The sequence below is a fragment of the Jejuibacter sp. L23 genome, from assembly GCF_050815825.1.
Classification (GTDB): Bacteria; Pseudomonadota; Gammaproteobacteria; order Enterobacterales; family Enterobacteriaceae; genus Jejubacter; species Jejubacter calystegiae.
Window position 1 is genome coordinate 2,109,521 of the sequence record NZ_CP138199.1, and the last position, 24,456, is coordinate 2,133,976.

Annotated in this window: 24 protein-coding genes; 6 read left to right on the top strand and 18 right to left on the bottom strand. The window is 57.7% G+C overall.

Translation table 11 applies throughout. The annotated features are described in order from the left end of the window. The 3 genes from lolE to cobB are packed head-to-tail and all read left to right on the top strand — an operon-like array spanning position 1 to position 3,012. On the top strand, positions 1 to 1,248 hold the full coding sequence (gene lolE, locus SCU88_RS09705; RefSeq protein ID WP_175339872.1) for a lipoprotein-releasing ABC transporter permease subunit LolE: 1,248 nt from the start codon (positions 1 to 3) through the stop codon (positions 1,246 to 1,248). Positions 1,249 to 1,263: 15 nt separating this feature from the next. Next, complete coding sequence (gene nagK / locus SCU88_RS09710; RefSeq protein ID WP_175339873.1) at positions 1,264 to 2,175, top strand: N-acetylglucosamine kinase; 912 nt, start codon at positions 1,264 to 1,266, stop codon at positions 2,173 to 2,175. A gap of 15 nt (positions 2,176 to 2,190) precedes the next feature. Next, on the top strand, positions 2,191 to 3,012 hold the full coding sequence (cobB, locus tag SCU88_RS09715; protein ID WP_175339983.1) for a Sir2 family NAD+-dependent deacetylase: 822 nt from the start codon (positions 2,191 to 2,193) through the stop codon (positions 3,010 to 3,012). Positions 3,013 to 3,068: 56 nt separating this feature from the next. Here the strand turns inward: cobB and SCU88_RS09720 are convergent, their stop codons facing one another. The 5 genes from SCU88_RS09720 to potA form a co-directional block, all read right to left on the bottom strand. Continuing rightward, positions 3,069 to 4,721: a methyl-accepting chemotaxis protein gene (locus SCU88_RS09720; RefSeq protein ID WP_175339874.1), complete on the bottom strand. Its 1,653-nt coding sequence runs from the start codon at positions 4,719 to 4,721 to the stop codon at positions 3,069 to 3,071. Between the two features lie 257 nt (positions 4,722 to 4,978). After that, positions 4,979 to 6,025, bottom strand: a complete 1,047-nt coding sequence (gene potD, locus SCU88_RS09725) for a spermidine/putrescine ABC transporter substrate-binding protein PotD (RefSeq protein WP_175339875.1) — start codon at positions 6,023 to 6,025, stop codon at positions 4,979 to 4,981. A 1-nt stretch (position 6,026) separates the two neighbouring features. After that, positions 6,027 to 6,806, bottom strand: coding sequence for a spermidine/putrescine ABC transporter permease PotC (potC, locus tag SCU88_RS09730; protein WP_138097097.1), 780 nt, complete (start codon positions 6,804 to 6,806; stop codon positions 6,027 to 6,029). Continuing rightward, the gene (gene potB, locus SCU88_RS09735; RefSeq protein WP_175339876.1) at positions 6,803 to 7,660 is read right to left on the bottom strand and encodes a spermidine/putrescine ABC transporter permease PotB; all 858 of its coding nucleotides are present in this window, start codon (positions 7,658 to 7,660) and stop codon (positions 6,803 to 6,805) included. Before potB ends, potC begins: the two co-directional genes overlap by 4 nt. After that, entirely contained in the window at positions 7,644 to 8,780 is a 1,137-nt protein-coding gene (potA, locus tag SCU88_RS09740; protein ID WP_175339877.1) for a spermidine/putrescine ABC transporter ATP-binding protein PotA, read from the bottom strand. Before potA ends, potB begins: the two co-directional genes overlap by 17 nt. A gap of 344 nt (positions 8,781 to 9,124) precedes the next feature. Here potA and pepT point away from each other — a divergent pair, with 344 nt between their 5' ends. Both pepT and SCU88_RS09750 read left to right on the top strand, forming a co-directional pair. After that, the gene (gene pepT / locus SCU88_RS09745; RefSeq protein WP_175339878.1) at positions 9,125 to 10,351 is read left to right on the top strand and encodes a peptidase T; all 1,227 of its coding nucleotides are present in this window, start codon (positions 9,125 to 9,127) and stop codon (positions 10,349 to 10,351) included. An 832-nt stretch (positions 10,352 to 11,183) separates the two neighbouring features. After that, entirely contained in the window at positions 11,184 to 11,351 is a 168-nt protein-coding gene (locus SCU88_RS09750) for a SymE family type I addiction module toxin (RefSeq protein ID WP_175339879.1), read from the top strand. Positions 11,352 to 11,418: 67 nt separating this feature from the next. Here the strand turns inward: SCU88_RS09750 and SCU88_RS09755 are convergent, their stop codons facing one another. From SCU88_RS09755 to rluE, 10 genes are all read right to left on the bottom strand, one after another. Next, entirely contained in the window at positions 11,419 to 12,540 is a 1,122-nt protein-coding gene (locus SCU88_RS09755) for a cupin domain-containing protein (RefSeq protein ID WP_175339880.1), read from the bottom strand. 65 nt (positions 12,541 to 12,605) lie between these two features. Continuing rightward, positions 12,606 to 14,066, bottom strand: coding sequence for a two-component system sensor histidine kinase PhoQ (gene phoQ, locus SCU88_RS09760; protein ID WP_175339881.1), 1,461 nt, complete (start codon positions 14,064 to 14,066; stop codon positions 12,606 to 12,608). Continuing rightward, positions 14,067 to 14,738 (bottom strand): two-component system response regulator PhoP, encoded by a 672-nt coding sequence (gene phoP, locus SCU88_RS09765; protein WP_138097111.1) that lies wholly within the window; start codon positions 14,736 to 14,738, stop codon positions 14,067 to 14,069. It abuts the gene before it with no gap. A 78-nt stretch (positions 14,739 to 14,816) separates the two neighbouring features. Then, entirely contained in the window at positions 14,817 to 15,740 is a 924-nt protein-coding gene (locus tag SCU88_RS09770; protein ID WP_175339882.1) for a haloacid dehalogenase-like hydrolase, read from the bottom strand. Positions 15,741 to 15,840: 100 nt separating this feature from the next. Continuing rightward, entirely contained in the window at positions 15,841 to 17,211 is a 1,371-nt protein-coding gene (gene purB / locus SCU88_RS09775) for an adenylosuccinate lyase (protein WP_175339883.1), read from the bottom strand. Between the two features lie 17 nt (positions 17,212 to 17,228). Further along, positions 17,229 to 17,858 (bottom strand): high frequency lysogenization protein HflD, encoded by a 630-nt coding sequence (hflD, locus tag SCU88_RS09780; RefSeq protein ID WP_175339884.1) that lies wholly within the window; start codon positions 17,856 to 17,858, stop codon positions 17,229 to 17,231. A 26-nt stretch (positions 17,859 to 17,884) separates the two neighbouring features. Beyond that, a complete protein-coding gene (gene mnmA / locus SCU88_RS09785) occupies positions 17,885 to 18,985 on the bottom strand; it encodes a tRNA 2-thiouridine(34) synthase MnmA (RefSeq protein WP_175339885.1) in 1,101 nt (366 codons plus the stop codon). 56 nt (positions 18,986 to 19,041) lie between these two features. Beyond that, positions 19,042 to 19,500 carry an NUDIX hydrolase gene (locus SCU88_RS09790; RefSeq protein ID WP_138097121.1) on the bottom strand — a complete coding sequence of 153 codons (459 nt, stop codon included), beginning with the start codon at positions 19,498 to 19,500 and terminating at the stop codon, positions 19,042 to 19,044. 15 nt (positions 19,501 to 19,515) lie between these two features. Continuing rightward, on the bottom strand, positions 19,516 to 19,845 hold the full coding sequence (locus tag SCU88_RS09795) for a lysozyme inhibitor LprI family protein (RefSeq protein ID WP_138097123.1): 330 nt from the start codon (positions 19,843 to 19,845) through the stop codon (positions 19,516 to 19,518). Then, positions 19,842 to 20,510 (bottom strand): 23S rRNA pseudouridine(2457) synthase RluE, encoded by a 669-nt coding sequence (gene rluE / locus SCU88_RS09800; RefSeq protein WP_175339886.1) that lies wholly within the window; start codon positions 20,508 to 20,510, stop codon positions 19,842 to 19,844. The genes SCU88_RS09795 and rluE overlap by 4 nt, the downstream gene beginning before the upstream one ends. A 115-nt stretch (positions 20,511 to 20,625) precedes the next feature. On the opposite strand from rluE, the gene icd reads away from it, so the two are divergent. After that, positions 20,626 to 21,876, top strand: coding sequence for an NADP-dependent isocitrate dehydrogenase (gene icd / locus SCU88_RS09805; RefSeq protein ID WP_175339887.1), 1,251 nt, complete (start codon positions 20,626 to 20,628; stop codon positions 21,874 to 21,876). 77 nt (positions 21,877 to 21,953) lie between these two features. Here icd and SCU88_RS09810 read toward each other — a convergent pair whose 3' ends face one another. From SCU88_RS09810 to SCU88_RS09820, 3 genes are read right to left on the bottom strand one after another with little or no spacing between them, the layout of a single operon-like run. After that, positions 21,954 to 22,379: a DUF1090 family protein gene (locus tag SCU88_RS09810; protein WP_175339888.1), complete on the bottom strand. Its 426-nt coding sequence runs from the start codon at positions 22,377 to 22,379 to the stop codon at positions 21,954 to 21,956. A gap of 18 nt (positions 22,380 to 22,397) precedes the next feature. After that, complete coding sequence (locus tag SCU88_RS09815) at positions 22,398 to 23,108, bottom strand: response regulator transcription factor (protein WP_138097131.1); 711 nt, start codon at positions 23,106 to 23,108, stop codon at positions 22,398 to 22,400. A 35-nt stretch (positions 23,109 to 23,143) separates the two neighbouring features. Continuing rightward, the gene (locus SCU88_RS09820) at positions 23,144 to 24,448 is read right to left on the bottom strand and encodes a TolC family protein (protein WP_175339889.1); all 1,305 of its coding nucleotides are present in this window, start codon (positions 24,446 to 24,448) and stop codon (positions 23,144 to 23,146) included. Positions 24,449 to 24,456: the final 8 nt, after the last annotated feature.

The following is a 24,456-nucleotide window of genomic DNA, read 5'->3' on the forward strand; positions in this document are numbered from 1 at the left end:
ATGGCTTCACCTCTCTCGTTACTGATTGGGCTGCGTTTTAGCCGCGGTCGGCGGCGCAGCGGCATGGTATCGCTGATTTCGGTGATCTCCACCGTGGGTATCGCGCTGGGGGTGGCGGTGCTGATTGTCGGCTTAAGCGCCATGAACGGCTTTGAGCGCGAGCTGAATAACCGCATTCTGGCGGTGGTGCCCCATGGTGAAATCGAGCCGGTACACCAGCCGTTTAACGGTTGGAACGATGTGCTGGGACGGGTGGAAAAGGTGAAAGGTATCGTTGCCGCCGCGCCTTATATCAATTTTACCGGGCTGGTGGAAAGCGGAGCCAATCTGCGCGCCATCCAGGTGAAGGGGGTTAACCCTCAGCAGGAACAGCGCCTGAGCGCGCTGCCGTCCTTTGTTCAGAACAACGCCTGGCGCAATTTCCGCGCCGGTGCCCAGCAGATTATCCTGGGTAAAGGGGTGGCCGATGCCCTGAAGGTGAAGCAGGGGGACTGGATTTCGATCATGATCCCCGACAATTCCGACGGCGGTAAGAAGCTGCTGCAGCCCAAACGGGTGCGCCTGCAGATAGCCGGTATCCTGCAGCTTAGCGGCCAACTGGACCACAGCTTCGCCATGGTGCCGATGCAGGACGCCCAGAATTACCTCGATATGGGGGACAGCGTCACCGGTATCGCCATCAAGGTTAACGATGTCTTTAACGCCAATAAGCTGGTGCGTGCTGCCGGGGAAGTGACCAATGCCTACGTCTATATTAAGAGCTGGATTGGCACCTACGGCTATATGTACCGCGACATCCAGATGATTCGCGCCATTATGTATCTGGCGATGGTGCTGGTGATTGGCGTGGCCTGTTTCAATATTGTCTCCACCCTGGTGATGGCGGTGAAGGATAAGAGCGGCGATATCGCGGTATTGCGCACCCTGGGGGCGAAGGATGGGCTGATTCGCGCCATTTTCGTCTGGTACGGACTGCTGGCAGGGCTGCTGGGCAGCGTGGTGGGCGTGATTATCGGCGTGCTGGCCGCCTGGCGCCTGACCGATATTATCCGCTTTATTGAAACGATTACCGGGCATCACTTCCTGTCCGGCGATATCTACTTTATCGACTTCCTGCCGTCCGAGCTGCACGCCATGGATGTGGTCTGGGTGCTGTTAACTGCGCTGGTGCTGAGCCTGCTTGCCAGCTGGTATCCGGCGCGGCGCGCCAGCAATCTCGACCCGGCCCGGGTGCTGAGCGGTCAGTAACGGCGAGGAGAGGCCATGTTTTACGGCTTTGATATCGGGGGCAGTAAAATTGCTCTGGGCGTCTACGATTCTGAGCGGCGTCTGGTGCGTGAAACCCGCGTGCCGACGCCGCATGACGACTATTCACGCTTTCTGAATACCCTGGCTGGGATGGTCCGGGAAGCCGATGCGCTGTACGGCGAGCCGGGCAGCGTCGGCATCGGTATTCCGGGGCTGCCGGCCAGCGCCGACGGCACGCTGTATGCCGCCAATCTTTCCGCCGCCAGCGGTCGCCCGCTGGGCCGCGATCTGAGCGCGCTGCTGGAGCGCGAAGTGCGGATTGAAAACGACGCCAATTGCTTCACCCTGTCCGAGGCCTGGGACGATGAGTTTCGTCGCTACCCTCTGGTGATGGGGCTGATTCTGGGCACCGGCGTGGGCGGCGGGCTGGTGATGAATGGCCGCGTGATTAGCGGTCAGACCGGGCTTAGCGGCGAATTCGGCCATACCCGACTGCCGGTGGATGCCCTGACGGTGCTGGGGCGCGATATTCCGCTGCTGCGCTGCGGCTGCGGCCAGTCCGGCTGTATTGAAAACTATCTTTCCGGCGGCGGCTTCGCCTGGCTGTGGCAGCATCACTATGGCAGTCGGCTGACGGCGCCGGAAATTGTTGAACGCTGGCAGGCGGGGGATAGCCAGGCCCGGGAGCATGTCGCGTGCTATCTTGACTTGCTGGCGGTCTGTATGGCTAATCTGTTAACTGTTGTGGATCCGCATCTGGTGGTGATTGGCGGCGGCCTGTCCGGCTTTAGCGAGCTGATAGAGGCGCTACCCGCCCGACTGCCGCGCCACCTGCTGCCTGCCGCCCGGGTGCCGCCTATCGAGCGCGCGCGTCACGGTGCCGCGGGCGGTATGCGCGGCGCCGCTTTTTTGCATCTGAAGGAGTAACCGCAGAGGATGATGATACAATCGCGCCGTCTGAACAGGCTCAGCCGTTTCCGAAGAAGCAAGCGTCGTTTGCGCGAGCGCCAGCGCCAGCGGGCATTTTTCAACGACAGAATGGGATCGGACGCTATGGATAAACCCAGAGTAGTGGTACTAACCGGCGCGGGGATCTCCGCCGAATCCGGTATCCGTACCTTTCGCGCCGCCGATGGTCTGTGGGAAGAGCATCGGGTTGAGGATGTCGCCACCCCGGAAGGCTTTGCTCGTGACTCAGAGCTGGTGCAGAACTTCTATAATCAACGCCGCCGTCAGCTATCCCAGCCGGAGATTTCACCCAACGCCGCGCATCTGGCGCTGGCCGAACTGGAACAGGCGCTGGGCGATCGCTTTCTGCTGGTGACTCAGAATATCGATAACCTGCACGAGCGGGCAGGGAATCACAATATCATCCATATGCACGGTGAATTGCTGAAGGTGCGCTGCGAACGTAGCGGCCAGGTGCTGGAATGGGCAGGGGATGTCCAGCCCGGCGAGCGCTGCCACTGCTGCCAGTTTCCGGCGCTGCTGCGCCCCCACGTGGTCTGGTTTGGCGAAATGCCGCTGCAGATGGATGAGATCTACCAGGCACTGGCCAGCGCCGATCTGTTTATCGCCATCGGCACTTCGGGTCATGTCTATCCGGCGGCGGGCTTTGTACACGAAGCAAAGTTACAGGGCGCTCATACCGTGGAGCTGAACCTGGAGCCGAGCCAGGTCGGCAGCGAATTTGAAGAGAAGCACTATGGTCTGGCGAGCGAAGTGGTGCCAGCGTATATCGAAGAACTGCTGAAAGAGATGTGATTTTAGATTTCACGCAAATCCCCTTCCTGAATCAGGAAGGGGAAAGAACGAAGCCGTCAGAAGGTTTCCCATGAGCTGTTTGTGTTTTCAGCAGCAGGAAGAGGGGATATTTTCGCAGGCGGCGTTTTTTTATTTACCGTATGCGCACCGGATTGATCGATTTTAAATGCGGCGACCGAACTTATCAGGTTGTTGGCTTCTTTTTCCAGCGTATGCGCCGCAGTCGCAGATTCTTCAACCAGACCGGTATTTTGTTGCGTCACGATATCCATTTCGGAAATGGCGATGCTGATTTGGCTGATACCCCGGCTTTGCTCTTGAGAAGCCAGCGCAATTTCTCCCATGATATCGGTGACGCGAGCTACGGCCTTCTCAACCTCTTGCATGGTGTTACCCGCATTTTTAGCCAGCACTGAACCATGAGCGACCTGGCTGGAGGAATCATCAATAAGCTGTTTAATTTCACCAGCCGCTTTCGAGCTACGCTGTGCAAGGTTGCGGACTTCGCCTGCGACGACCGCAAAGCTTCTGCCTTGTTCCCCCGCCCGGGCCGCTTCAACAGCCGCATTCAGCGCCAGTATATTGGTCTGAAAAGCGATGGCATCGATGGTGTTGGTGATCTCGGCAATTTTTTGGGAGCTGGAAACGATCGTATCCATGGTCGTCACGACCTTATTAACGACTTCGCCACCCTGGCGGGCGATCTCTGAGGCCTCCTGGGCAAAGTTGTTGGCATGAGTGGCATTTTCAGAGTTTTGTTTCACGGTCGCGGTCAACTCTTCCATGCTGGCAGCGGTTTCTTCCAGCGAAGCGGCCTGTTGTTCGGTTCGGGAAGAAAGATCGGTATTGCGGGCGGAGATTTCCATCGCCCTTGTATGTATTGCGTTGGCGCTGACCCGGACTTCACCAACGGTGCTTGCCAGCGCCGTCTGCATATCGCGAAAGTTAGCTGCCAGTACCCCCATTTCATTGGTGCCTGTGATATCAATTTTCCTGGTCAAGTCGCTGGCGGCCATATGATGAATCGCTTCTATCAGCGTTCTGAGCGGTCGCAGCAGAATATGATGAAAGCCCCGCCAGACCACGAGCGTGATGATAGCCATGATAATTAAGCTGGCGATCAGGCTCCAGATTGCTGATTGATATCCGTGGTGCGACTCTTCGAATGCCGACTGATAGAATCGCTGGCTACTCTGTTGGAAGATATCATAGTGATGCCTTAACTCTTCCTGATGATCCTGCCAGCGGGTGGTTAATATGCCTTGAAAATTACGCCCCTGTATCATAGACATGAAATTATGCAGGACGGTGTCATAGTTGTTGAATGCCTCAATAACGTTTTTTCTAACGTCTGGATCTATATGGTCCTGTGGCATTTTGCTAAATTCTGTGATTTTTTGTTGCGTCGTTCTGAGTAGCTGTTCTGCAGATTTCAGGCTTTTCTCTTTTTCCCGGGTTTCATTTACGTCAATGTTGTCATCGCCTATAACACGCAGGGCTGCGCGATTAAGTTCAATTCGCGCCTGTAGCATATTACTCCAGCTACTTTCAAGGATAGTCAGTTGGTGAGAAAGGTGATTTAACTCCTGAATATTCTTTTGATTGGTTCTCATGGCGTTATAAGACAGCCCCCCGGAAACTAACTGGAGAATAACGAACAAACCAATTGCAGTCAGTATTCCATTGATGATTTTTATTTTGCTTAGCATGCTTTCCATTCCTTAGAGAACAAAGATCAAAGATATTATCGGAATTCTGACAGAAATCTTTATTTGCGGTATGCAGGCGCTTGTGGCGAAGGAATTGGCTGTAACAGATTGTTTTGTCGATATTTTGTTACACCATTAGCGGTGCGAAATAGGGGGGGCAGAGGGAGAAAAGTGACTGGATAACTCTTAAAAAGAAAAGTGAAAGCCCCTTATTCAAAATAACGAGCAAGGGGCGATTGCGGGGGAGGGAGGGGTATTTAACGCCCCGCCTTCAGCTTCTGATAATAAGACTCGTAGATGGCGCTGGCCTGGCCAACGTCATTCTGCCACTCGCCTTTTTCGATGGTCGCCTTGTCCGGATAGAGCGACTTGTCGTTGGCGACGGACGGATCCAGCAGCTTACGCGCCGCCAGGTTCGGGGTCGGATAGCCGATGGTTTCCGCCACCTGCTTCGCGATTTCCGGGCGCAGCAGGAAGTTAATCAACTTAAGCGCGCCGTCGACGTTTTTGGCATTAGCCGGAATTGAGAGGCTGTCCATCCAGAAGATACCGCCTTCCTTCGGCCACACCACCTCCAGCGGCGTACCGCCCTGAGTCCGCGCCACCCAGGCGGAACCGTTCCATACCATCCCCAGATTCACTTCGCCTTCCATATAGGGGTTGGCCGGGTTGTCTGAGTTAAAGGCCGCCACGTTCGGCATCAGCTTCTGCAGCTCTTTATAGGCCGCTTCAATCTGTTTGGGATCGGTGGTATTGCCCGAATAGCCCAGCTTCAGCAGCGCCATCTGGAACACTTCACGGGCGTCATCGGTCAGCAGCAGGCTGTTCTTATACTCCGGCTTCCACAGATCGGCCCAACTGGTCACGCTCTTCGGATCCATCACGTCGCCGTTAACGCCAATGGCGGTGGCGCCCCAGATATAGGGGATGGAGTAGTCATTGTTGGGGTCGAACGGCTTGTTCAGCATATCCGGATCCAGATTATGGAAGTTGCTGAGCTTGCTCTTATCGATCTTCTGAATCATCCCTTCTTTGCGCATCTTATCGACAAAGTAGGTGGAGGGAACCACCAGATCGTAGGCGCCGTCCTTGTAGGTTTTGAGCTTGGCATACATGGTCTCATTGGACTCATAGGTAGAGTAGATCACTTTAATGCCCGTCTCTTTAGTGAACTGTTCCAGCAGGCCGGGGGGCACATACTCGGTCCAGTTATAGAAGTAGAGCGTTTTATCATCTGCGTGGGCGGCGCTCATACCCAGAACAAGAGCGCCTGCCGCCAGGAGGTGGTGTGACCATTTTTTCATTTTACTTCCCCTGTGTTTTATCTCGCGCAATGAGCTGGCTGGCAATCACCAGAACCAGTGACAGCACCAGCAGGATAGTGGCCAGAGCGTTCACCTCGGGCGAAACGCCGACCTTCACCATTGAATAGATCTTCAACGGCAGAATTTCATACCCCGGCCCGGTGACGAACGAAGAGACCACCACGTCGTCCATGGACAGAGTAAAGCTTAGCAGCCAGCCGGCCGCTACCGCGGGCATGGCCAGCGGCAGAATGATTTTACGCAGGATAGTGAATTCACTGGCGCCCAGATCCTTCGCCGCCTCCAGCATCCGCACATCAAAACCCTTCAGACGCGAGTAGACCGACACCACCACAAAGGGCAGGCAGAAGGTGATATGGGAAAACAGCAGCGACCAGAAACCGAGCTGAATCCCCAGCAGGATAAACAGCACCAGCAGCGAGATAGCCATCACGATGTCCGGCGACATCATCACCACAAACAGCATGCCATTAACGAAGGGCTTGCCGCGAAAGCGGTAGCGATAGAGCGCCACTGCGGTCAGGGAGCCGATCACGGTGGCAAAGCTGGCAGAGAGCACCGCCATGGTCAGCGAGTGCTGGGCCGCCTGCAGCAGACTGTCGTTATTGGACAGCAGTTCATACCATTGGGTGGTGAACCCCTGCCAGTTAATACCGAAGCGTGAACGGTTAAAGGAGTTAACGATCAGAATCACGATCGGAATATATAAAAAGGCGTAGATGACGGCCATAAAGCCGCCACGCAGGCAACGTCCCATCATTCCAGGTCCACCTTCTTATTCAGCAGGCGCGAGGCGCGCCAGTACACCAGCAGCATCAGCCCCATCACCACGGTCAGCGTAATGCTGGTGGCTGCGCCGAACGGCCAGTCGCGGATGTTCAGGAACTGGCTCTTAATCACATTACCGATCAGCAGATTTTTGGCGCCGCCCATCAGATCCGAGACATAGAACAGCCCCATTGCTGGCAGCATTACCAGCAGGCTACCGGCGATAATGCCTGGCATGGTTAGTGGAATAATGATGCGGATAAAGGTCTGCAACTTGCTGGCGCCCAGATCCCGGGCTGCTTCCAGCAGCGGCTTATCGAGCTTTTCGATGCTGGAATAGAGCGGCATCACCATAAAGGGCAGCAGAATGTAGACCAGGCCGATAATCACCGCCGATGGGGTGTACATAATGCGGATCGGCGTGTCGATCACTCCAAGCCACAGCAGGAACTCATTCAGATAGCCGCGGGTGCTCAGGAAGATCTTCAGCCCGTAGATGCGAATCAGGGAGTTGGTCCAGAACGGGACTATCAACAAAAACAGCATCAGCGGACGGATCCGTTCGGGCAGTCGCGCCAGAAACCAGGCGAAGGGATAGCCCAGAACCAGGCAGGCGAGGGTGGCGATCAGCGCCATATTCAGCGAATGCAGCAGTACTTCGAAGTAGAGCGGGTCCATCAGCCGGGCGTAGTTGTCCAGCGTAAAGACCATCTTCACGAAGTTGGCGTCGTCCCGGGTCAGGAAACTGGTACCGATGATCATCAGATTGGGTAAAAAGACGAACAGCAGCAGCCAGCCGACGATGGTGGCGATTACCACATTCTGGAATTTATTCGAGCTCTTCATCAGCCAGTACAACCTCCCAGCTTTCTACCCAGGTGATAGCCACTTTCTGATCCAGCGAATGGTCGACGTCAGGGTCGTCCTCGTTAAAGAATTCGCTGACCATCACCATCTTGCCGTTTTCCAGCTCAACGCTGGATTCCAGGGTCATGCCCTTGTAGTTGCGCTCGCGCACGTAGCCGATAAACCCTTCGGCCTCGCCTTCGTGGTTGATTTCGACCACTCGCAGATCCTCGGGGCGCAGCAGCACTTTCAGACGCTGGCCCTGGGTGACCGGGAAGGTGACATAGATATGGCACTCGCGGCCTTCCACGCTGGCCCGCACCCGCTGTTCATCCACCCGCTCGCTCACGGTGGCGTCGAAAATATTGATTTCGCCGATAAAGCGCGCCACAAACAGGTTCTTCGGCTCTTCGTAGATTTCACGCGGCGAGCCGTCCTGTTCGATGATGCCGTTACGCATCACTACGATACGGTCTGACATGGTCAGCGCCTCTTCCTGGTCGTGAGTCACGAACACGAAGGTGATGCCCAGCTTACGCTGCAGCGCTTTCAGCTCGTTCTGCATCTGCTTACGCAGTTTGTAATCCAGGGCCGAGAGCGACTCATCCAGCAGCAGGATCTTAGGCCGATTGACCACCGCGCGCGCGATAGCCACCCGCTGCTGCTGGCCGCCGGAAAGCTGATGCGGTTTACGCCGGGCAAACTCTTCCAGTTGTACCATTTTCAGCGCTTCGGTGACCCGGGGCGTGATTTCGGCGTTGGGGCATTTCTGCATTCGCAGGCCGAAGGCTACGTTGTCGAATACCGACATATGGGGAAATAGCGCGTAGCTTTGGAAGACGGTATTGACGTAGCGGCTTTCCGCCGGAACCTCGGTAATATCCTGGCCGTCCAGGGAAATGGTGCCGGTATCGACGTTTTCAAGTCCTGCGATAAGCCGTAATACCGTGGTCTTTCCGCAACCGGAAGGGCCAAGCAGCGTCAGGAATTCGCCATTATTGATGGTCAGGGAGAGGTCGGAAATAACGGTTTTGCCATCGAAACTTTTACCGATTCCCGACAGTTGCACCAGCGGTGAAAGTGAACGAGTCTGTGTATTCAATTTCTTACTCTGTCCCATATGAACGCGCAAGTCTTCAATCCGGCGCTGGGTGTGTGGTATACCCCCTCAGGGTGCGGCACATAACAAATCGGTACCCCGTCAGTACCGGTGTATCAGGCCGGGGTACTGTCTGAGGGCAGGCATTCTACGGCAAACCGCAAAAATCGCCAATGCTTTGAGGACTATAGGAACAAGATTCATGGCGATTTGGTTAATAATCTAATAGAAGGATAGACAAATAGTACGCCATTCACGCAGCTCTGGAGAATAATCTCGGCGATACAGGACTAATAGTGACCTGACTCAATATTTATCCCCGGGCTCTTCCGGATAATGACCAGCACTAACATGAGGGCGGATAGATGGATAAATTACTCGAGCGTTTTCTGCATTATGTCTCTCTGGATACCCAGTCGAAGCCGGGCGTGAGGCATGTGCCGAGCAGCGAGGGACAGTGGAGGCTGCTGCGACTGCTGAAAACGCAACTGGAAGAGCTGAAGCTTACTGATATCACGCTCAGCGACCACGGCACGCTGATGGCGACGTTGCCTGCCAATGTTACAGGCGATGTGCCGCCCATCGGGTTTATCTCTCATGTTGATACCTCTCCCGATTTTAGCGGTAAAAACGTGAATCCGCAGATTGTGGAAAACTATCGCGGTGGCGATATTGCGCTGGGGATCGGCGATGAGGTGTTGTCGCCGGTGATGTTTCCGGTGCTGCACCAGTTGTTGGGGCAGACGCTTATCACCACCGATGGCAAAACGCTGCTGGGGGCGGATGATAAAGCGGGCGTCGCCGAGATTATGACCGCACTGGCAATCCTCAAGCAGCAGAACATTCCGCACGGCGATATCCGCATTGCTTTCACCCCGGATGAAGAGGTGGGTAAAGGGGCTAAATATTTCGATGTGGAGGCCTTTAATGCTCGCTGGGCTTATACCGTGGACGGCGGCGGCGTGGGCGAGCTGGAATATGAGAATTTTAACGCAGCTTCGGTCAGCATTCGCATTGTGGGTAATAACGTTCACCCTGGTTCGGCGAAGGGGGTGATGGTGAATGCGCTGTCGCTGGCGGCGCGTATTCAGGCCGCGCTACCGGCCGATGAAACCCCGGAGTGCACCGACGGCCACGACGGTTTTTATCATCTGCATAGCATGAAGGGCAGCGTTGAACGGGCCGAGATGCACTACATCATTCGCGATTTCGATCGCGATCGTTTTGAAGCTCGTAAGCGTACTATGATGGAGACAGCTAAAAGGGTCGGGAAGGGGCTGCATCCCGACTGTTATATCGAACTGACTATTGAGGACAGCTACTACAATATGCGCGATAAGGTGGCTGCTCATCCGCATATTCTGGATCTGGCCCGTCAGGCGATGGTGGATTGCGGTATCGAACCGCAGATGAAGCCGATTCGCGGCGGTACCGATGGCGCGCAGCTCTCCTTTAAAGGGCTGCCCTGTCCGAATCTGTTTACCGGCGGCTATAACTACCACGGTAAGCATGAGTTTGTGACGCTGGAGGGGATGGAGAAAGCGGTGGCGGTGATTGTGCGTATCGCTGAGCTGACGGCTCAGCGGGCGTAAAATCGGTTTGTCGCAGATTAGCTGGAGTGTTCGAAAGCGAAATCTGAAAACCGGCAGAATATAATGAAGCGGTGGGCTGTTCCGTTCACTTTGCGTGACTGCTTCTCTGTTGATTCACAGCCGGTGAACGGGCCAGGGGAGCTCAGGCGCCACCCCTCCGGCGACCCGGGCTCCCCGGCGGTAAAAAACGCCCTTCGGGAATAACCCGGCCCATCCCTGGGCCGGGCCCCTTCGGGGCAACGCCTGCGGCGTTGTTCAAAATTGCTCCCGGCAATTTTGTCCTCCGCTACTTCCCGTCGGGCTTTTCGGCACGGGCGAGAGTCGCCATCCCTGGCGACCTCGCCCTGGAGTGACATCCCTGTCACTCCTCCGGCCCTCCGTGAACGCTCCGGCGTTTTTAAGCCGGGACATAACATCCTCGTCGCTTCAGTTGGATTGCTCAAATGCGTCCAGCACACTCTTTTTTGTCAGTCAGGACAGAAGGTCAAAGCGATGACATTCTCCGGCCTGAAAATCGCCGCAGCGTTCACGGCCGCCAGGGTCAGCCAGACAGGGAAGTCTGGCTGAGGGCATACGGCACAGGGATGTGCCGTTATGCCCGACCCGTCCGGCGGATGGGAAAAGCGGAGGGGACCCGAAGGGCGATTTTTACGCCGGAAAGCCAGGTTGTCAGGAGGCGGCGCTTGAGCCTCCTGACCCGTTCACCGGTTCCGGAACTGATATAAGAGAAATCACCTTAAAGTGAACGGAATCTTCGCCAGCGCGACATATTTCCCCTGAAGACAGCATCATTACGAAAATATTGCCACCTCCATGAAACAACACAGAATTATTGCGAGACAGATTCAGGAAGCAGAAATTCAGGCCACCCCTGTTTTATTACAGCCGCAGCCCCAGTCTGCATCTGAAAGGCCACTGGCTGGGCGAAGCCGGATTCGAAACCGGCTGTTTGGTGAAGGTGCACATTGAGCCGGGTAGAATAATGATTTGCCCGGTGTAGAGGCGATAAAACTGAAAAATCCCGGTGCCATCACTGACCCCGGGATTTTTATCGCTGCCTGCAAGTCTTATTCGGCAAAGTACCAGTAACCGCTGTTCACCAGCGCCGCCAGCATTGCCAGGAACGAAGGATCGTCCAGCGCTTCGCCAAAGTGGCGGGCTTCGAGCGTGGTGTGATCCGCCAGGGCATTAAGCGCCGGGCGGAGCGGGCTTTCCACCCGCTCGCCGTTGACGTAAATCTCTTCGCCGATACGCACCACCCGCAGCCCGCCCAGGCGGCGCAGGGCGTCTCCCTGCTGGAGCGCGTCGTAGATTTCGTCCGGCTGATAAGGGGGCTCCGGCGGCGTAACATCCAGTTCGTGACGCGACTGGCTGATAAACTCGCCGAACCACTCGCGGAAGTTATCGCGATCGTCGATCAGCTCCAGCATCATGGCCCGCACTTTATCCAGCTCTTCCGGCAGAATATCCGCCGCGTGTTGGCGTTGGGGAATCTCCGGATCGCCATAGCGGCGGCTGCCCAGTTCATGCTCCAGCACGTGATCGGCGAAGCCGCTGATCAGCTCCCGGCCGCTGGGGGCGCGGAAGCCCACCGAATAGTTCATCGAATTTTCCAGCGAGTAGCCTTCGTGCGGGAAGCCGGGCGGAATATAGAGAATATCCCCGGGCTCCAGCTCTTCATCGATAATGGCGTTAAAGGGGGAGACCTGCAGCAGGTCGGGATGCGGACAGTGCTGCTTCATGGGGGTCTTTTCGCCCACCCGCCAGCGGCGGCGGCCAATACCCTGAATAATAAAGACGTCGTACTGGTCCAGATGGGGCCCCACGCCGCCGCCGGGCACTGAAAAGGAGATCATCAGATCGTCGATGCGCCAGTCGGGCAGGGCGCGGAACGGTTGCATCAGCGCCGCCGCAGGCTCGTGCCAGTGATCCACCGCCTGTACCAGCAGCGACCAGTTGGTCTCGCCAAGGTGATCGTAGCTTTCAAAGGGGCCGTGGCCGACCTGCCATTTACCGTCCTGGTGGCTGACCAGTCGGCTGTCCACTTCGCTTTCCATCGCCAGCCCGGCCAGCTCGTCAGGGCTAAGGGGATCGACGAAATTTTGAAAGCCGCGCTTTAACACCACCGGGCGCTTCTGCCAGTAGCGTTGAATAAAGTCGGGCCAGTTTAACTCTAAGCGGTAATCCATATATTTTCCGTTGCGGCGTGAGGTTTCGGGCTTGTGTCAAGTATACATGAAGGCCGGGGCGGGCTTCAGCTTTCGGCTTCACCCAGGCGCTGGCGACCAAAAATCGCCTCCATGCGCGCGCCGCCCAGCGGGCTTTCTCCGGCGACAATTTGCCCCTGATATTGCGACGCCACCTCGCGGGCCACCGCCAGTCCCACCCCCTGGCCGGGGCGCAGGGTATCGGCGCGCTGGCCGCGATCGAACACCCGACCGCGCAGGGTTTCCGGTATGCCCGGTCCGTCGTCTTCGACAATCAGGTGCAGCGTCTCTTCCTGCTGACGGGCGGAGACTTCGACAAACTCAAGGCAGTACTTACAGGCGTTATCCAGCAGGTTGCCCATCACTTCCATAAAGTCGTTCCGCTCACCGATAAAGACAATCTCCGGCGAGATATCCAGCGAAATAGAGACGCCCTTACGCTGATACACCTTGTTCAGGGCCGAGGTCAGGTTATCCAGCAGCGGTCCCACCGGGTGCACCTCGCGGCTGATCAGGGCGCTGCCGCTGCGCATACTGGCGCGATGCAGGTAGTAGCCGATCTGCTGAGAGATACGACTAATCTGCTCCAGCATCTGGGGCTCCGCCTGTTCCAACGCCAGCTTACCGGTACGCAGCGAACGCAGGGTACTCTGGAGCACCGCCAGCGGCGTTTTCAGACTGTGGGTCAGATCGGTCAGGGTGGTGCGGTACTTGTCGTAACGCTCGCGCTCGCTCTTTAGCAGCTGGTTAAGGTTGTTGACCAGGCTGGTCAGCTCGCGGGTGGTTTCCGGGTTCAGGGTTTCGCGATCGTGTTTTTCCAGTTCGCGCACCTCCCGGGCCAGGGCTTCGATAGGGCGCAGACTCCACCAGGCGGCGACCCACAGTAGCGGGAGCACCAGCAGCAGGTTGGCGACCATCACGTAGAAAAACCAGTTCCAGACGATATAAGAGTGCTTCAGCTCGCTGGGAATGGTGTCCACCACCACAATGGTCAGGGCGGGCATGGTGGCGGTGGCGGGATAGCGGTTAATGGCGATGGAGTGGGTGGTTTCGTCGTCTTTATCGTCGTCGCTCAGTTCATTGAGCTGATTTTGCAGCAGCGCATTGGCCCCCAGCAGCTCCCTGCTGGTGGTGTAGTCGGCCTCCAGCTCCTGGAAGCCGTCGGCGTGCAGCCACTCCTTGCGGATCTGGGCGATCAGGTGCGGTACCTGGCGCTGTTGCCACAGCAGCTTACCGCGCTCATCGTAGATCAGCGCCAGGCTGGGGCTTTGCCTGTCGAGATTTTCCGGCATTTCGACGCTGATTTTGCCGTTTTCCCACTTCGCCAGGGTGTAGAACAGATTGCTCTCGCCGCGCAGCAGCCGGAAGGCGGTTTTGTCGAAACTGACGCTGTAGCCCACCAGCGCTACCACGCCGTAGGCCAGCGACAGCACCAGCACCACGGCGGCGGTGGCCAGCAGGAAGCGGACCCGCAGCGAAAGCGGCAGAAAATGGCGCAGAATTTTCATTTAGTTGAGATCGAACCGGTAGCCCTGGCCGCGCACGGTGGTGATGACATCGCCGTTGTGCTCTGCCTGAATCTTCTTGCGCAGTCGCCCCATCAGAACGTCAATGGTGTGGCTTTCACGCAGCTCGGCGTCGGGATAAAGCTGTAGCATCAGGGAATCCTTGCTGACCACCTTACCGGCGTTGCGGATAAGCGTTTCCATAATGGTGTATTCGAACGCGGTCAGTTTGATCAGGTTACCGTTAATTGAAAGCTCGCGGCGTGACAGATCCACCTGGAACGGCGGCATCGAAATAAGCTGCGAGGCCAGACCGCTGTTGCGGCGCATCAGCGCCTGCATGCGTGCCATCACCTCTTCCAGATGGAACGGCTTGGTCACGTAGTCGTCGGCACCGGCGCTTAACACTTCCACTTTGTCCTGCCAGCCTTCGCGGGCGGTCAGCACCAGAATGGGCAGGGTGACATCATGGCCGCGCCAGCGGCGAATCAGCGACATGCCGTCTTCGCCCGGCAGCCCCAGATCGACAATGGCGATATCGGGCATATGCTCATTCAGAAAATAGTCCGCCTCTTTGGCATCTTCCGCGGCATCTACCTGGTGGCCCAGCTCACGTAACTGAACCTGCAGGTGATGGCGTAACAGCGCATTATCTTCCACGACCAGGACGCGCATGTTCACTCCTTAAATAATGTTAACGACAAAACCGTTTTACGCGGCCGGGGGTAAACCCCGGCTCAACGCTACGCGGGCTCAGCGATTTATTGAACGGGCAATGCGCGCATAGGTATGGCGCACTCCGCGGATGGCGACGCTAAGGGTAAAAATATTCTCCGGCAGCGCCAGGCCCATCCAGCCGGTATCGCCGATGTGCTGTAGGTCGGCCCCGGCCATTTTGCTCATTAGCGCTATCTGGCGGATGGTTTCGCGATCGGCGCCCTCCTGAGAGGTGCCGATGGCGGTCATCGCCAGCGCGCCGCGGCGCTGGATCTCCTCAATCAGTTCGCTGACCCGCTGCTGGCTCATGCCCGGCACGGTCCCGGGGGCGGGCACCAGCACGATATCGGCGCCGTTATCAATAAAGCGGGCGATATCCCGGGAGGTAATTAGCTGGCGGCCGCTCTCATCCACCACGCCTGCGCCGTGCATCTTGCCGGTGACCAGCACCATGCGATCGCCCACCGCATCACGAATCTGCTTAAGGGCGTCGGCCAGCGCCTGGTTACTGATGCCGTTACCGGGATTGCCGGTCAGCACCAGAATGCGCGCCCCCATCTGCCACAGCTTTTCGGCATTTTCCGCCGTGGCGGCCCGACCGCGGGTCATGCCCCACAGTTCGCGGTTATCGCTGGCGTAAGCGGGGTCTACCGCCTCCAGGTTAACGCCAATCACCCGGCCGGTCAGGCGTTGCAGCTCGCGCAGGCAGTCGTCGGCGGCAACGCTATGCGGCAGACCGGCAATCTGCGGCTGTTCGGCATCGAACAGATTCAGCAGCAGAATATCGGCGCCCTGGCTGGCGGCCAGTTCGGCGTTGGTAATTCCGTTCAGCAGCGGTGCGGTGGCGCCGATGGTTTCACTGACCACAATCCGACCTTCGCTGGCGCGCAGGGCGAATAGTAGTTGGGATTTGGTGATGTCGCGCAGCTCAGAGGCGCTGCAATCAAGAAAGCGTTTCATGACGGGCTCCCTGCTAAGGTGTGCTACATACTGTAGCGCGCCCCAGGGCGGAGTGAAAGTGGAGTGCGATAGCGCCGCCCGCAGGCGGCGCTAATTCAACCTATTTCAGGTCATCGACCATCTGGGTAGCGCGACCCAGGTAGTTGGCCGGGGTCATGGCCTTAAGGCGGGTTTTCTCGTGCTCCGGCAGCGCCAGACCATCAATAAACTGCTTCATCCCTTCGGCATCCACCCGCTTGCCGCGGGTCAGCTCTTTCAGCTTTTCGTAGGGTTTTTCGATACCGTAGCGGCGCATCACGGTCTGGATCGGCTCGGCCAGCACTTCCCAGTTGTGATCCAGTTCGTCCAGCAGGCGATCGCGGTTGACCTCCAGCTTGCTGACCCCTTTCAGGGTGGACTGATAAGCGATCAGCGCATAACCCACTCCCACGCCCAGGTTACGCAGTACCGTGGAGTCGGTCAGATCGCGCTGCCAGCGGGAGACCGGCAGCTTGCTGGCCAGATGCTGGAAGACGGCGTTCGCCAGCCCCAGGTTGCCTTCGGAGTTTTCGAAGTCGATGGGGTTGACCTTATGGGGCATGGTGGAAGAGCCGATTTCACCGGCGATGGTCTTCTGTTTGAAGTGGTTAAGGGCGATATAACCCCAGACATCGCGATCGAAGTCGATCAGGATGGTATTAAAGCGCGCCACGCAGTCAAACAGTTCGGCGATATAGTCGTGGGGCTCGATCTGGGTGGTGTAGGGGTTCCACTGAATCCCCAGCGAGGTCACAAAGGCTTCGCTAAAGGCGTGCCAGTCCACTTCCGGGTAGGCCGCCAGGTGGGCGTTATAGTTGCCCACGGCGCCGTTGATTTTGCCCAGAATCTCAACCTGCTCCAGCTGGCGGTACTGACGCTCCATGCGGTAAGCCACGTTGGCCATCTCTTTACCCATGGTGGACGGCGTGGCGGGCTGGCCGTGGGTGCGGGAGAGCAGGGGGATATCGCGGTACTGGTTGGCAAGACTCTTAACGGCATCGATAGTCTTACGCCACCAGGGCAGCAGTACTTCCTGACGGGCGGTCTGCAGCATCAGGGCGTGAGAGAGGTTATTGATATCCTCAGAGGTGCAGGCGAAGTGGATAAATTCAGACACCGCGTGCAGCGCAGGAACCTGTGCCACTTTCTCTTTCAGGAAATACTCTACCGCCTTCACATCGTGGTTGGTGGTGCGCTCAATGGTCTTGATGCGCGCGGCGTCCTCTTCATTGAAGTTCGCGACTATGGCATCAAGGAAATCGTTTGCGCTGCTGTCAAAGGCAGGAACCTCCTGGATGCCCGGGTGCGCGGCCAGTTGCTGCAGCCAGCGGACTTCGACCTGAACGCGGAACTTCAGCAGGCCATATTCGCTGAAGATGGCGCGCAGCGGACTGACTTTATCGCCGTAGCGTCCATCGATAGGGGAAACGGCCGTCAGTGAGGATAATTCCATCGGTTACTCCTGAGAGATTAACAGTGTGCAAGAAGTTGTCTGGCCTGCGTACACAGGCGATTACGGGAAAACATAAGCTGCAGGCGACCGCCGCCCACCTGGTGCCAGAGCACTGCGGAGCGGATACCGGCCTGCAGGGCGGCACGGACTTTGGCCTGCACCTGGGGGCTTTGCAGCACGGCCGGGGAGCCGGTCACCTGGATACGCGGGCCCAGCGGGCTGATCACGTCGACGTAGATGCCCGCCATGGCGTTCATCAGCGTCTCTGACTCCAGGTCGAAATGGTCGAGCTGGCGCTGCAGGCCGTTAATACGCTCGCCCAGGGTATTCATGGCCTGGCGATTATTGTGGAGCTTGCGTTCCAGCACCATCAGGCTCAGGGTATAACGCGTCAGTTCGGCGTTCAGCCCCTGTCGCTGGCTGGCATTCAGCACCCCCAGCAGGGTTTCCAGCCCCATCTTCAGCCCGGACTCGCTACCGCCGTAAACCGCGAGGGTAGAGCCGGGATTCAGATCGATAACGCTGCTCAGCATGACGCGCAGCGCGTCTGAGTCGCAGTGGCCCTGATGCGCCAGTTGCTGTACCAGTCGGGCGGACTGGCAGATGCCAGCCAGCGCCAGCGTGATGTCATAATAATTTTTCGCCACGCAAACTCCTTTGTGCTGTCGCTGAATCAGAGCGGCATACGCTGCTCAATAACGCCACCGCCGAGGCAGACCTCGCCCAGGTAAAAGACCGCTGACTGGCCCGGGGTAACTGCGGCTACCGGTTCATCGAAGCGCACTTCGATGCAGTCATCATCCACCGGCGTGATGGTGCAGGGGATATCCTCCTGGCGATAGCGGGTTTTCACCGTGCAGCGCAGCGAGGCGCGTAGCGGTTCGCGATTCACCCAATGTAGCTGGCGGGCAACCAGCCCCACCGACATCAGACGCGGATGCTCGTGGCCCTGAGCCACCACCAGAATATTGTTGGCGACGTCTTTATCCACCACGTACCAGGGATCTTCGTTACCCTCTTTGGTACCGCCAATGCCCAGACCTTTACGCTGGCCCAGGGTGTGGTACATCAGCCCCTGATGCTCGCCCAGAGTTTCGCCATCGACCGAGACGATTTTCCCCGGCTGGGCCGGCAGATAACGCCCCAGGAAGTCGCGGAACTTGCGCTCGCCAATAAAGCAGATACCGGTGGAATCTTTCTTCTTCGCGGTCACCAGCTCCAGCTGTTCGGCGATGCGTCTGACTTCCGGTTTTTCCAGCTCGCCCACCGGAAACAGGCTTTTAGCGACCTGCTGGTGGCTGAGGGTATACAGGAAGTAGCTCTGGTCTTTGTTGCCGTCCAGACCGCGCAGCAGGCGGCTCTTACCGTCCACGTCCTGGCGGCGCACGTAGTGACCGGTGGCGATATAGTCGGCGCCCAGATCTTCGGCGGCGAACTCCAGGAAGGCCTTAAATTTGATCTCTTTATTGCACAGAATATCGGGATTGGGGGTACGCCCGGCCTGATATTCGGCCAGGAAGTGTTCGAACACGTTATCCCAGTATTCGGCAGCGAAATTAATGGTATGCAGCTCAATGCCGAGTTTGTCGCACACGGCCTGGGCGTCCGCCAGGTCGGAAGCGGCGGTGCAATAATCTTCGCCGTCGTCCTCTTCCCAGTTCTTCATAAATAACCCTTCCACCTGATAACCCTGCTGCTGGAGCAGCCAGGCAGAAACGGAGGAGTCAACGCCGCCGGACATGCCGACGATCACTTTTTTATTACTGGCAGACATGGAAACACTCACGCATTGAACTTCAAAGGCGGCGTATTCTAGCACGCGTCGCGGCCTCAGGCACCCCCCGTGAAAGGCCAGTGAAAGGCGGTCAGCACCGACAGCGGATAACGCTCGCCCTGCTGGTAGCAGCGCACGCTTTCCGCCACCAGCGGAGAGCGCAGATTCCCGGCGTTAAGAATCGCCTCAGGCTCCAGCCAGTGGCAGCAGTCGATATCGCTGTCGTGGGGCTCGGTGGCCAGGGGAGTCGGCAGATCGATGGCGAACAGAAAACGCAGAAACGGCGTATTATCGGGGGCTATCCACTGATGCATGCGCAGCAGGCTCTGGGGCCCGGAGCGAATGCCGGTCTCTTCCCACAGCTCGCGGCTGGCCGCCTGAAGCAGCGTTTCATTGGCTTCCAGATGCCCGGCGGGCTGATTCCACAGCGCTTTGCCGTTAATCGTCTCCTCCACCACCAGAAACTGGCCCTGAGCCTGCACCACGCAGGCGACGGTAACATGGGGTTTAAACATCCTCACTCCTCTGGTTTACAGCGGCTTGTCGATGCGCTGCCAGGTGGCGTCCAGCTGCTTCAGACGTTGGTCGTAACGCTGATTGAGGCAGGCGACATCGCCGCCGCAGGCCTGGCGCGATTTCAGCCATGCCTGCTGTTGACCCTGCATGGCGCCCTGGCCGCCCATGGCGAACAGCCCTTTCAGCAGACGGTACTGGGTCGCCATGGTGACATCTTTATCGTTCAGCTCGCGGCTGGCGCAGATGGCTTTTTCATCCGCGGCGCTGGCTTTCGCGCAGTCAAAGCTGGCGGCCTGAGCGCCCAGGGCGCAGCTCATCAACAGTAGCGCTAACGTGAGTTTCATTTTGGCTCCTCGTGTGGCAGTTCGCGCCATTCGCCGCTGGCCAGATTATCCAGGCTCCAGTCGCCCATGGCGTAGCGGATCAGGCGCAGGGTAGGGTGGCCGACATGGGCGGTCATTCTTCTGACCTGGCGATTGCGCCCTTCGTACAGGGTGATGCGCAGCCAGGCGGTGGGGATGCTCTTGCGTTCGCGTACCGGCGGGGTACGCGGCCACAGCCAGGCGGGCTCTTCTACCTGCTCCACCCCGGCGGGCAGGGTGGGGCCATCCTTTAGCGTCACGCCGTGGCGCAGCGCGGCCAGGGCCGCCTCGTCCGGCTCGCCTTCCACCTGAACATAGTAGACCTTGCCGGTACGCTTGCCAGGCTGGGTCAGCCGGGCCTGCAGGGCGCCATCGTTGGTTAACACCAGCAGGCCTTCGCTATCTCTGTCCAGACGCCCGGCAGCGTAGATATCGGCCACCGGAATATAGTCCTTCAGGGTGGCGCGCCCCGCTTCGTCGGTAAACTGCGGCAGCACATCGAAGGGTTTGTTAAACAAAATGACCCGCCGTGGTCCACGCGCTCTTTTACTGTCCCGTGCGCTATTTTTATGGCTGAATCGTTTAGTTCCGTGATTTCTAACAGAAGTTTTGTGCATAGTATTTTCAGGCGTTGGCGATTGCCGCATTATAGCGGAATCACGGCAGCCTTTCATGGCGCCCGACATTCAGGTAGTATTGACACATCGATCACAAATCATTAACAAAAATCAGTAACAACAGAAGCGCTCGAAGGAGAGGTGAATGGAAAGCAAAGTAGTTGTTCCGGCGGAAGGCCAAAAAATCACCCTTGATAACGGCAAACTGAACGTGCCGAACAATCCGATTATCCCTTACATCGAAGGGGATGGCATTGGCGTTGACGTCACGCCTGCCATGCTGAAAGTGGTGAATGCCGCCGTGGAAAAAGCCTACAAGGGCGAGCGGAAAATTTCCTGGATGGAAATCTACACCGGTGAAAAATCCACCCAGATCTACGACAAAGATACCTGGCTGCCGGATGAAACCCTGGATCTGATTCGCGACTACCGCGTTGCGATCAAAGGCCCTCTGACTACCCCGGTTGGTGGCGGTATCCGTTCCCTGAACGTGGCGCTGCGTCAGAAGCTGGATCTCTACATCTGTCTGCGTCCGGTTCGCTACTACCAGGGCACCCCGAGCCCGGTGAAACACCCTGAGCTGACCGATATGGTTATCTTCCGTGAAAACTCTGAAGACATCTATGCCGGTATCGAATGGAAAGCCGACAGCGCAGACGCAGACAAAGTGATCAAATTCCTGCGTGAAGAGATGGGCGTGAAGAACATCCGCTTCCCTGAACATTGCGGTATCGGCGTTAAGCCCTGCTCCGAAGAGGGCACCAAGCGTCTGGTACGTGCGGCCATCGAATATGCCATCACCAACGATCGCGAATCCGTGACCCTGGTGCACAAAGGCAACATCATGAAGTTCACCGAAGGCGCTTTCAAAGACTGGGGCTACCAGTTGGCGAAAGAAGAGTTCGGCGGCGAGCTGATCGATGGCGGCCCCTGGATGAAGATCAAGAACCCGAACAACGGCAAAGAGATTGTGGTTAAAGACGTGATTGCCGACGCCTTCCTGCAGCAGATCCTGCTGCGCCCGGCCGAGTATGATGTTATCGCCTGTATGAACCTGAACGGCGACTACATCTCCGACGCCCTGGCAGCCCAGGTGGGTGGTATCGGTATCGCGCCTGGCGCCAACATCGGTGACGAGTGCGCGCTGTTCGAAGCCACCCACGGCACCGCGCCGAAGTATGCGGGCCAGGACAAAGTAAACCCGGGCTCCGTTATCCTCTCCGCCGAGATGATGTTGCGCCACATGCAGTGGTTCGAAGCCGCAGACCTGATCGTTAAAGGCATGGAAGGCGCTATCGCCAACAAGACCGTGACCTATGACTTCGAACGTCTGATGGAAGGCGCTAAGCTGCTGAAATGTTCAGAGTTTGGCGACGCGATTATCGCGAATATGTAATCAGCATTGCTGGTTGATAAAAGCGGGAGCCTGAGGGCTCCCGTTTTTTCTATGCAGCATTTACAAGTTGCTTATCGTCACTCCCACCAACCCCGATCCCCACGCGCCTCCCCTAATCGCATCTGCGCCTCGCGCAGCTCACCGCGCTTTTCCGCCAGCTTGCGGCGATATTTCACGATTTTCTCGCCGTCGCCTTTATGCCGGGCTTCAGCAAGGTCCTCTTCAGTTTCACGAAGAGCGCGCTGCTTATCTTCGACTTTACGTTTCAGTTTGCGGATCTCAGCGCGGTTTTCCGCCGTCACGCTTTCGGGCGTGCAGTGGGCTTTCACTTCGGCTAATGCCTGGCGCAGTCCGGCAGCTTTGCGGTGATGGTTGTACTGTTCGGCGATGTGGAGTTCCCGCTCCAGTGCGGCGCTTCGGGTCGCGCAATCTTCCGCGGCAAGCGCCGTGTTCAGAGAACCGGTGGCGATCGCCAGGCCCAGTAACAGGGAATATTTTTTCATGATGCTTTCCTTGAAGGTTTATTTAAACAGGTCGCTACGGTACTTGAAGAGTTCCAGGTCGGAGGCGATACCCAGCTTTTTCATACCCGCCTGCTTATGGCCGCTAATGGTTTTACGGCTGCGCTTCAGCTTGGCGGCGATATCTATAATCTGCATACCGTCCAGGAAACAGCGAATCACTTCAGCTTCCCGCGGGCTCAGCAGTTTGGTCAGTTGAGCAAAATCGCTGCCTTCATTGCCGCTATTGGCGCCCGGATTGAGGCTCAGCACATCGCCGTGGCGTTTCTGTACCGGCAGCCGGGTCAGCTCCATAGCGATAGTGGCCGGAATAAAGCGCTGACCGCTGGCGATCATGCGAACCGCCTTAAAGTAGCTTTGAGTCTCTTCGCGCTTGCTCATATAGCCGCGGATGCCCGAAATAAAGGCGGCGCGAATCACCGCCAGGCTCTCCATTGAAGAAGAGAGCAGGATTTTCAGTTTTGGGTGGCGGGCCAGAATATGTTTGATAAGCGACAGCCCATCCATTTCATCGCTGCCGAGGATGTAGTCGAGCACCAGCACATCGGCGTGATTTTTCTGTAGCCAGTTCAGCAGCTCCCGGCTGTGGCCGAAGCTGCCGGTCAGATCGATATCGCGCTCTTTAGCGGCCGCCATTTCAAAGGCGTGGCGGATCATCGGGTGATCGTCGAGTAACGCAACGGTGATTTTTTTATTGGATAACAGCGTCATATCGGGCCTCATTATCAGAAACAGGTACCAGGTTGTCAGGAAGAGGGGTTAAGCCAGTGGGTTAACTCCCCTGCGCCCGCGTAGCCGCGTAAAATGGCGCTGTAGCCGTCATAGCGGTTGGTCACTTCGGCCACCCGGTTGTTGTAGTAGTCCGACTCGGCGCTCAGCACATCCAGCAGCGTGCGTTTCCCCAGGTGGTACCACTGATCGAAGAAATCTTTACGGATGCGGTCCGACTCGAAGGTCAGGCTATGGTAGAGCCCGGCGCGCTGCAGCATTGAGTGGGCGTCCTGGTCGGCGGTTTTTACCCGCTGTTGCAGATCGTCCAGTTGATTTTCCGCCTCTTCGCTCTGGGCCCAGGCGCGCTGCACTGCGGCACGCTCCGCGGCCTGGGATGAACCGCCGCGGAACACGCTCCAACTGACGTTAACGCCAGTCTGCCAGGCTTCCCGACGGCCGTAGTAGTCTTTCGCCGTGCTCTTGCTGATTACCCAGTTCACCTTCGGCAGGTTGGAGGATTTCAGGGCCTCTGCTTCGGCCAGCGCCGCCTGCGCCCGGGAGCGGGCCTGGGCCAGCGTCGGGTGCTGCTGCAACTGCTGCAGCAGGCGGGTGAGCTCCCCGGGCTTCAGTTGCCAGCGGCGGGCAGGGGGCAGGGCGACTTTGACGCCGCCGGTCAGGCGCTGCAGCTTAATTTCGCTGTCGCGCAGGCGCGCGGTGGCGTTATCCAGCGCCGACTGGGCCTGCAGAAAGCGGCCCCGGGCCTGAGTCAGTTCGCTGCGTCGGCCGGGATCCTGTTCGACAATGCCGCTCAGCATGGTCACCAGCTCCTGCATCCGCGCCACGTACTGCTGGCTCATCTCGATAATCAGCCGCTGCTTGGTCAGTTCGATCATCTCGCTGCTCACCTGCCAGGCCAGATCTTCATATTGCGCCGCCAGTTGGTGATCCGCGGCGTTAACGGAATGCTCGCGGCTGTCGATGGTATGGCGGGTCTGGCCAAAGTCATACAGGGTGGTGGAGACCGTGACGCCAAAGGCGGGAACATTATCCCGGCTGGCGTTTCGGTCTCCGTCGCCAAACTGCCAGCTACGGGAGTCGGTCGTGACGTCTACCTGGGGCAGGCGGGCGCCTTTGGCGTTGTTGACATCCTCGCGCGCGGCTTCGGCAGAGAATTGCGCGCCCCGCACCTGGGGGCTGCGCTGAATGGCGGTATGGGTAGCCCGGCTAAACAGGGTGCGTAATTCGCTTTCACTCACGCTGTCTGTTGAGGTCGAAGCTTTTGCCGACAGGCTCAGGGCAAGCCCTGCCAGCAACGGAAATATAAACAGTAACGGGTTCATTGGGTTAT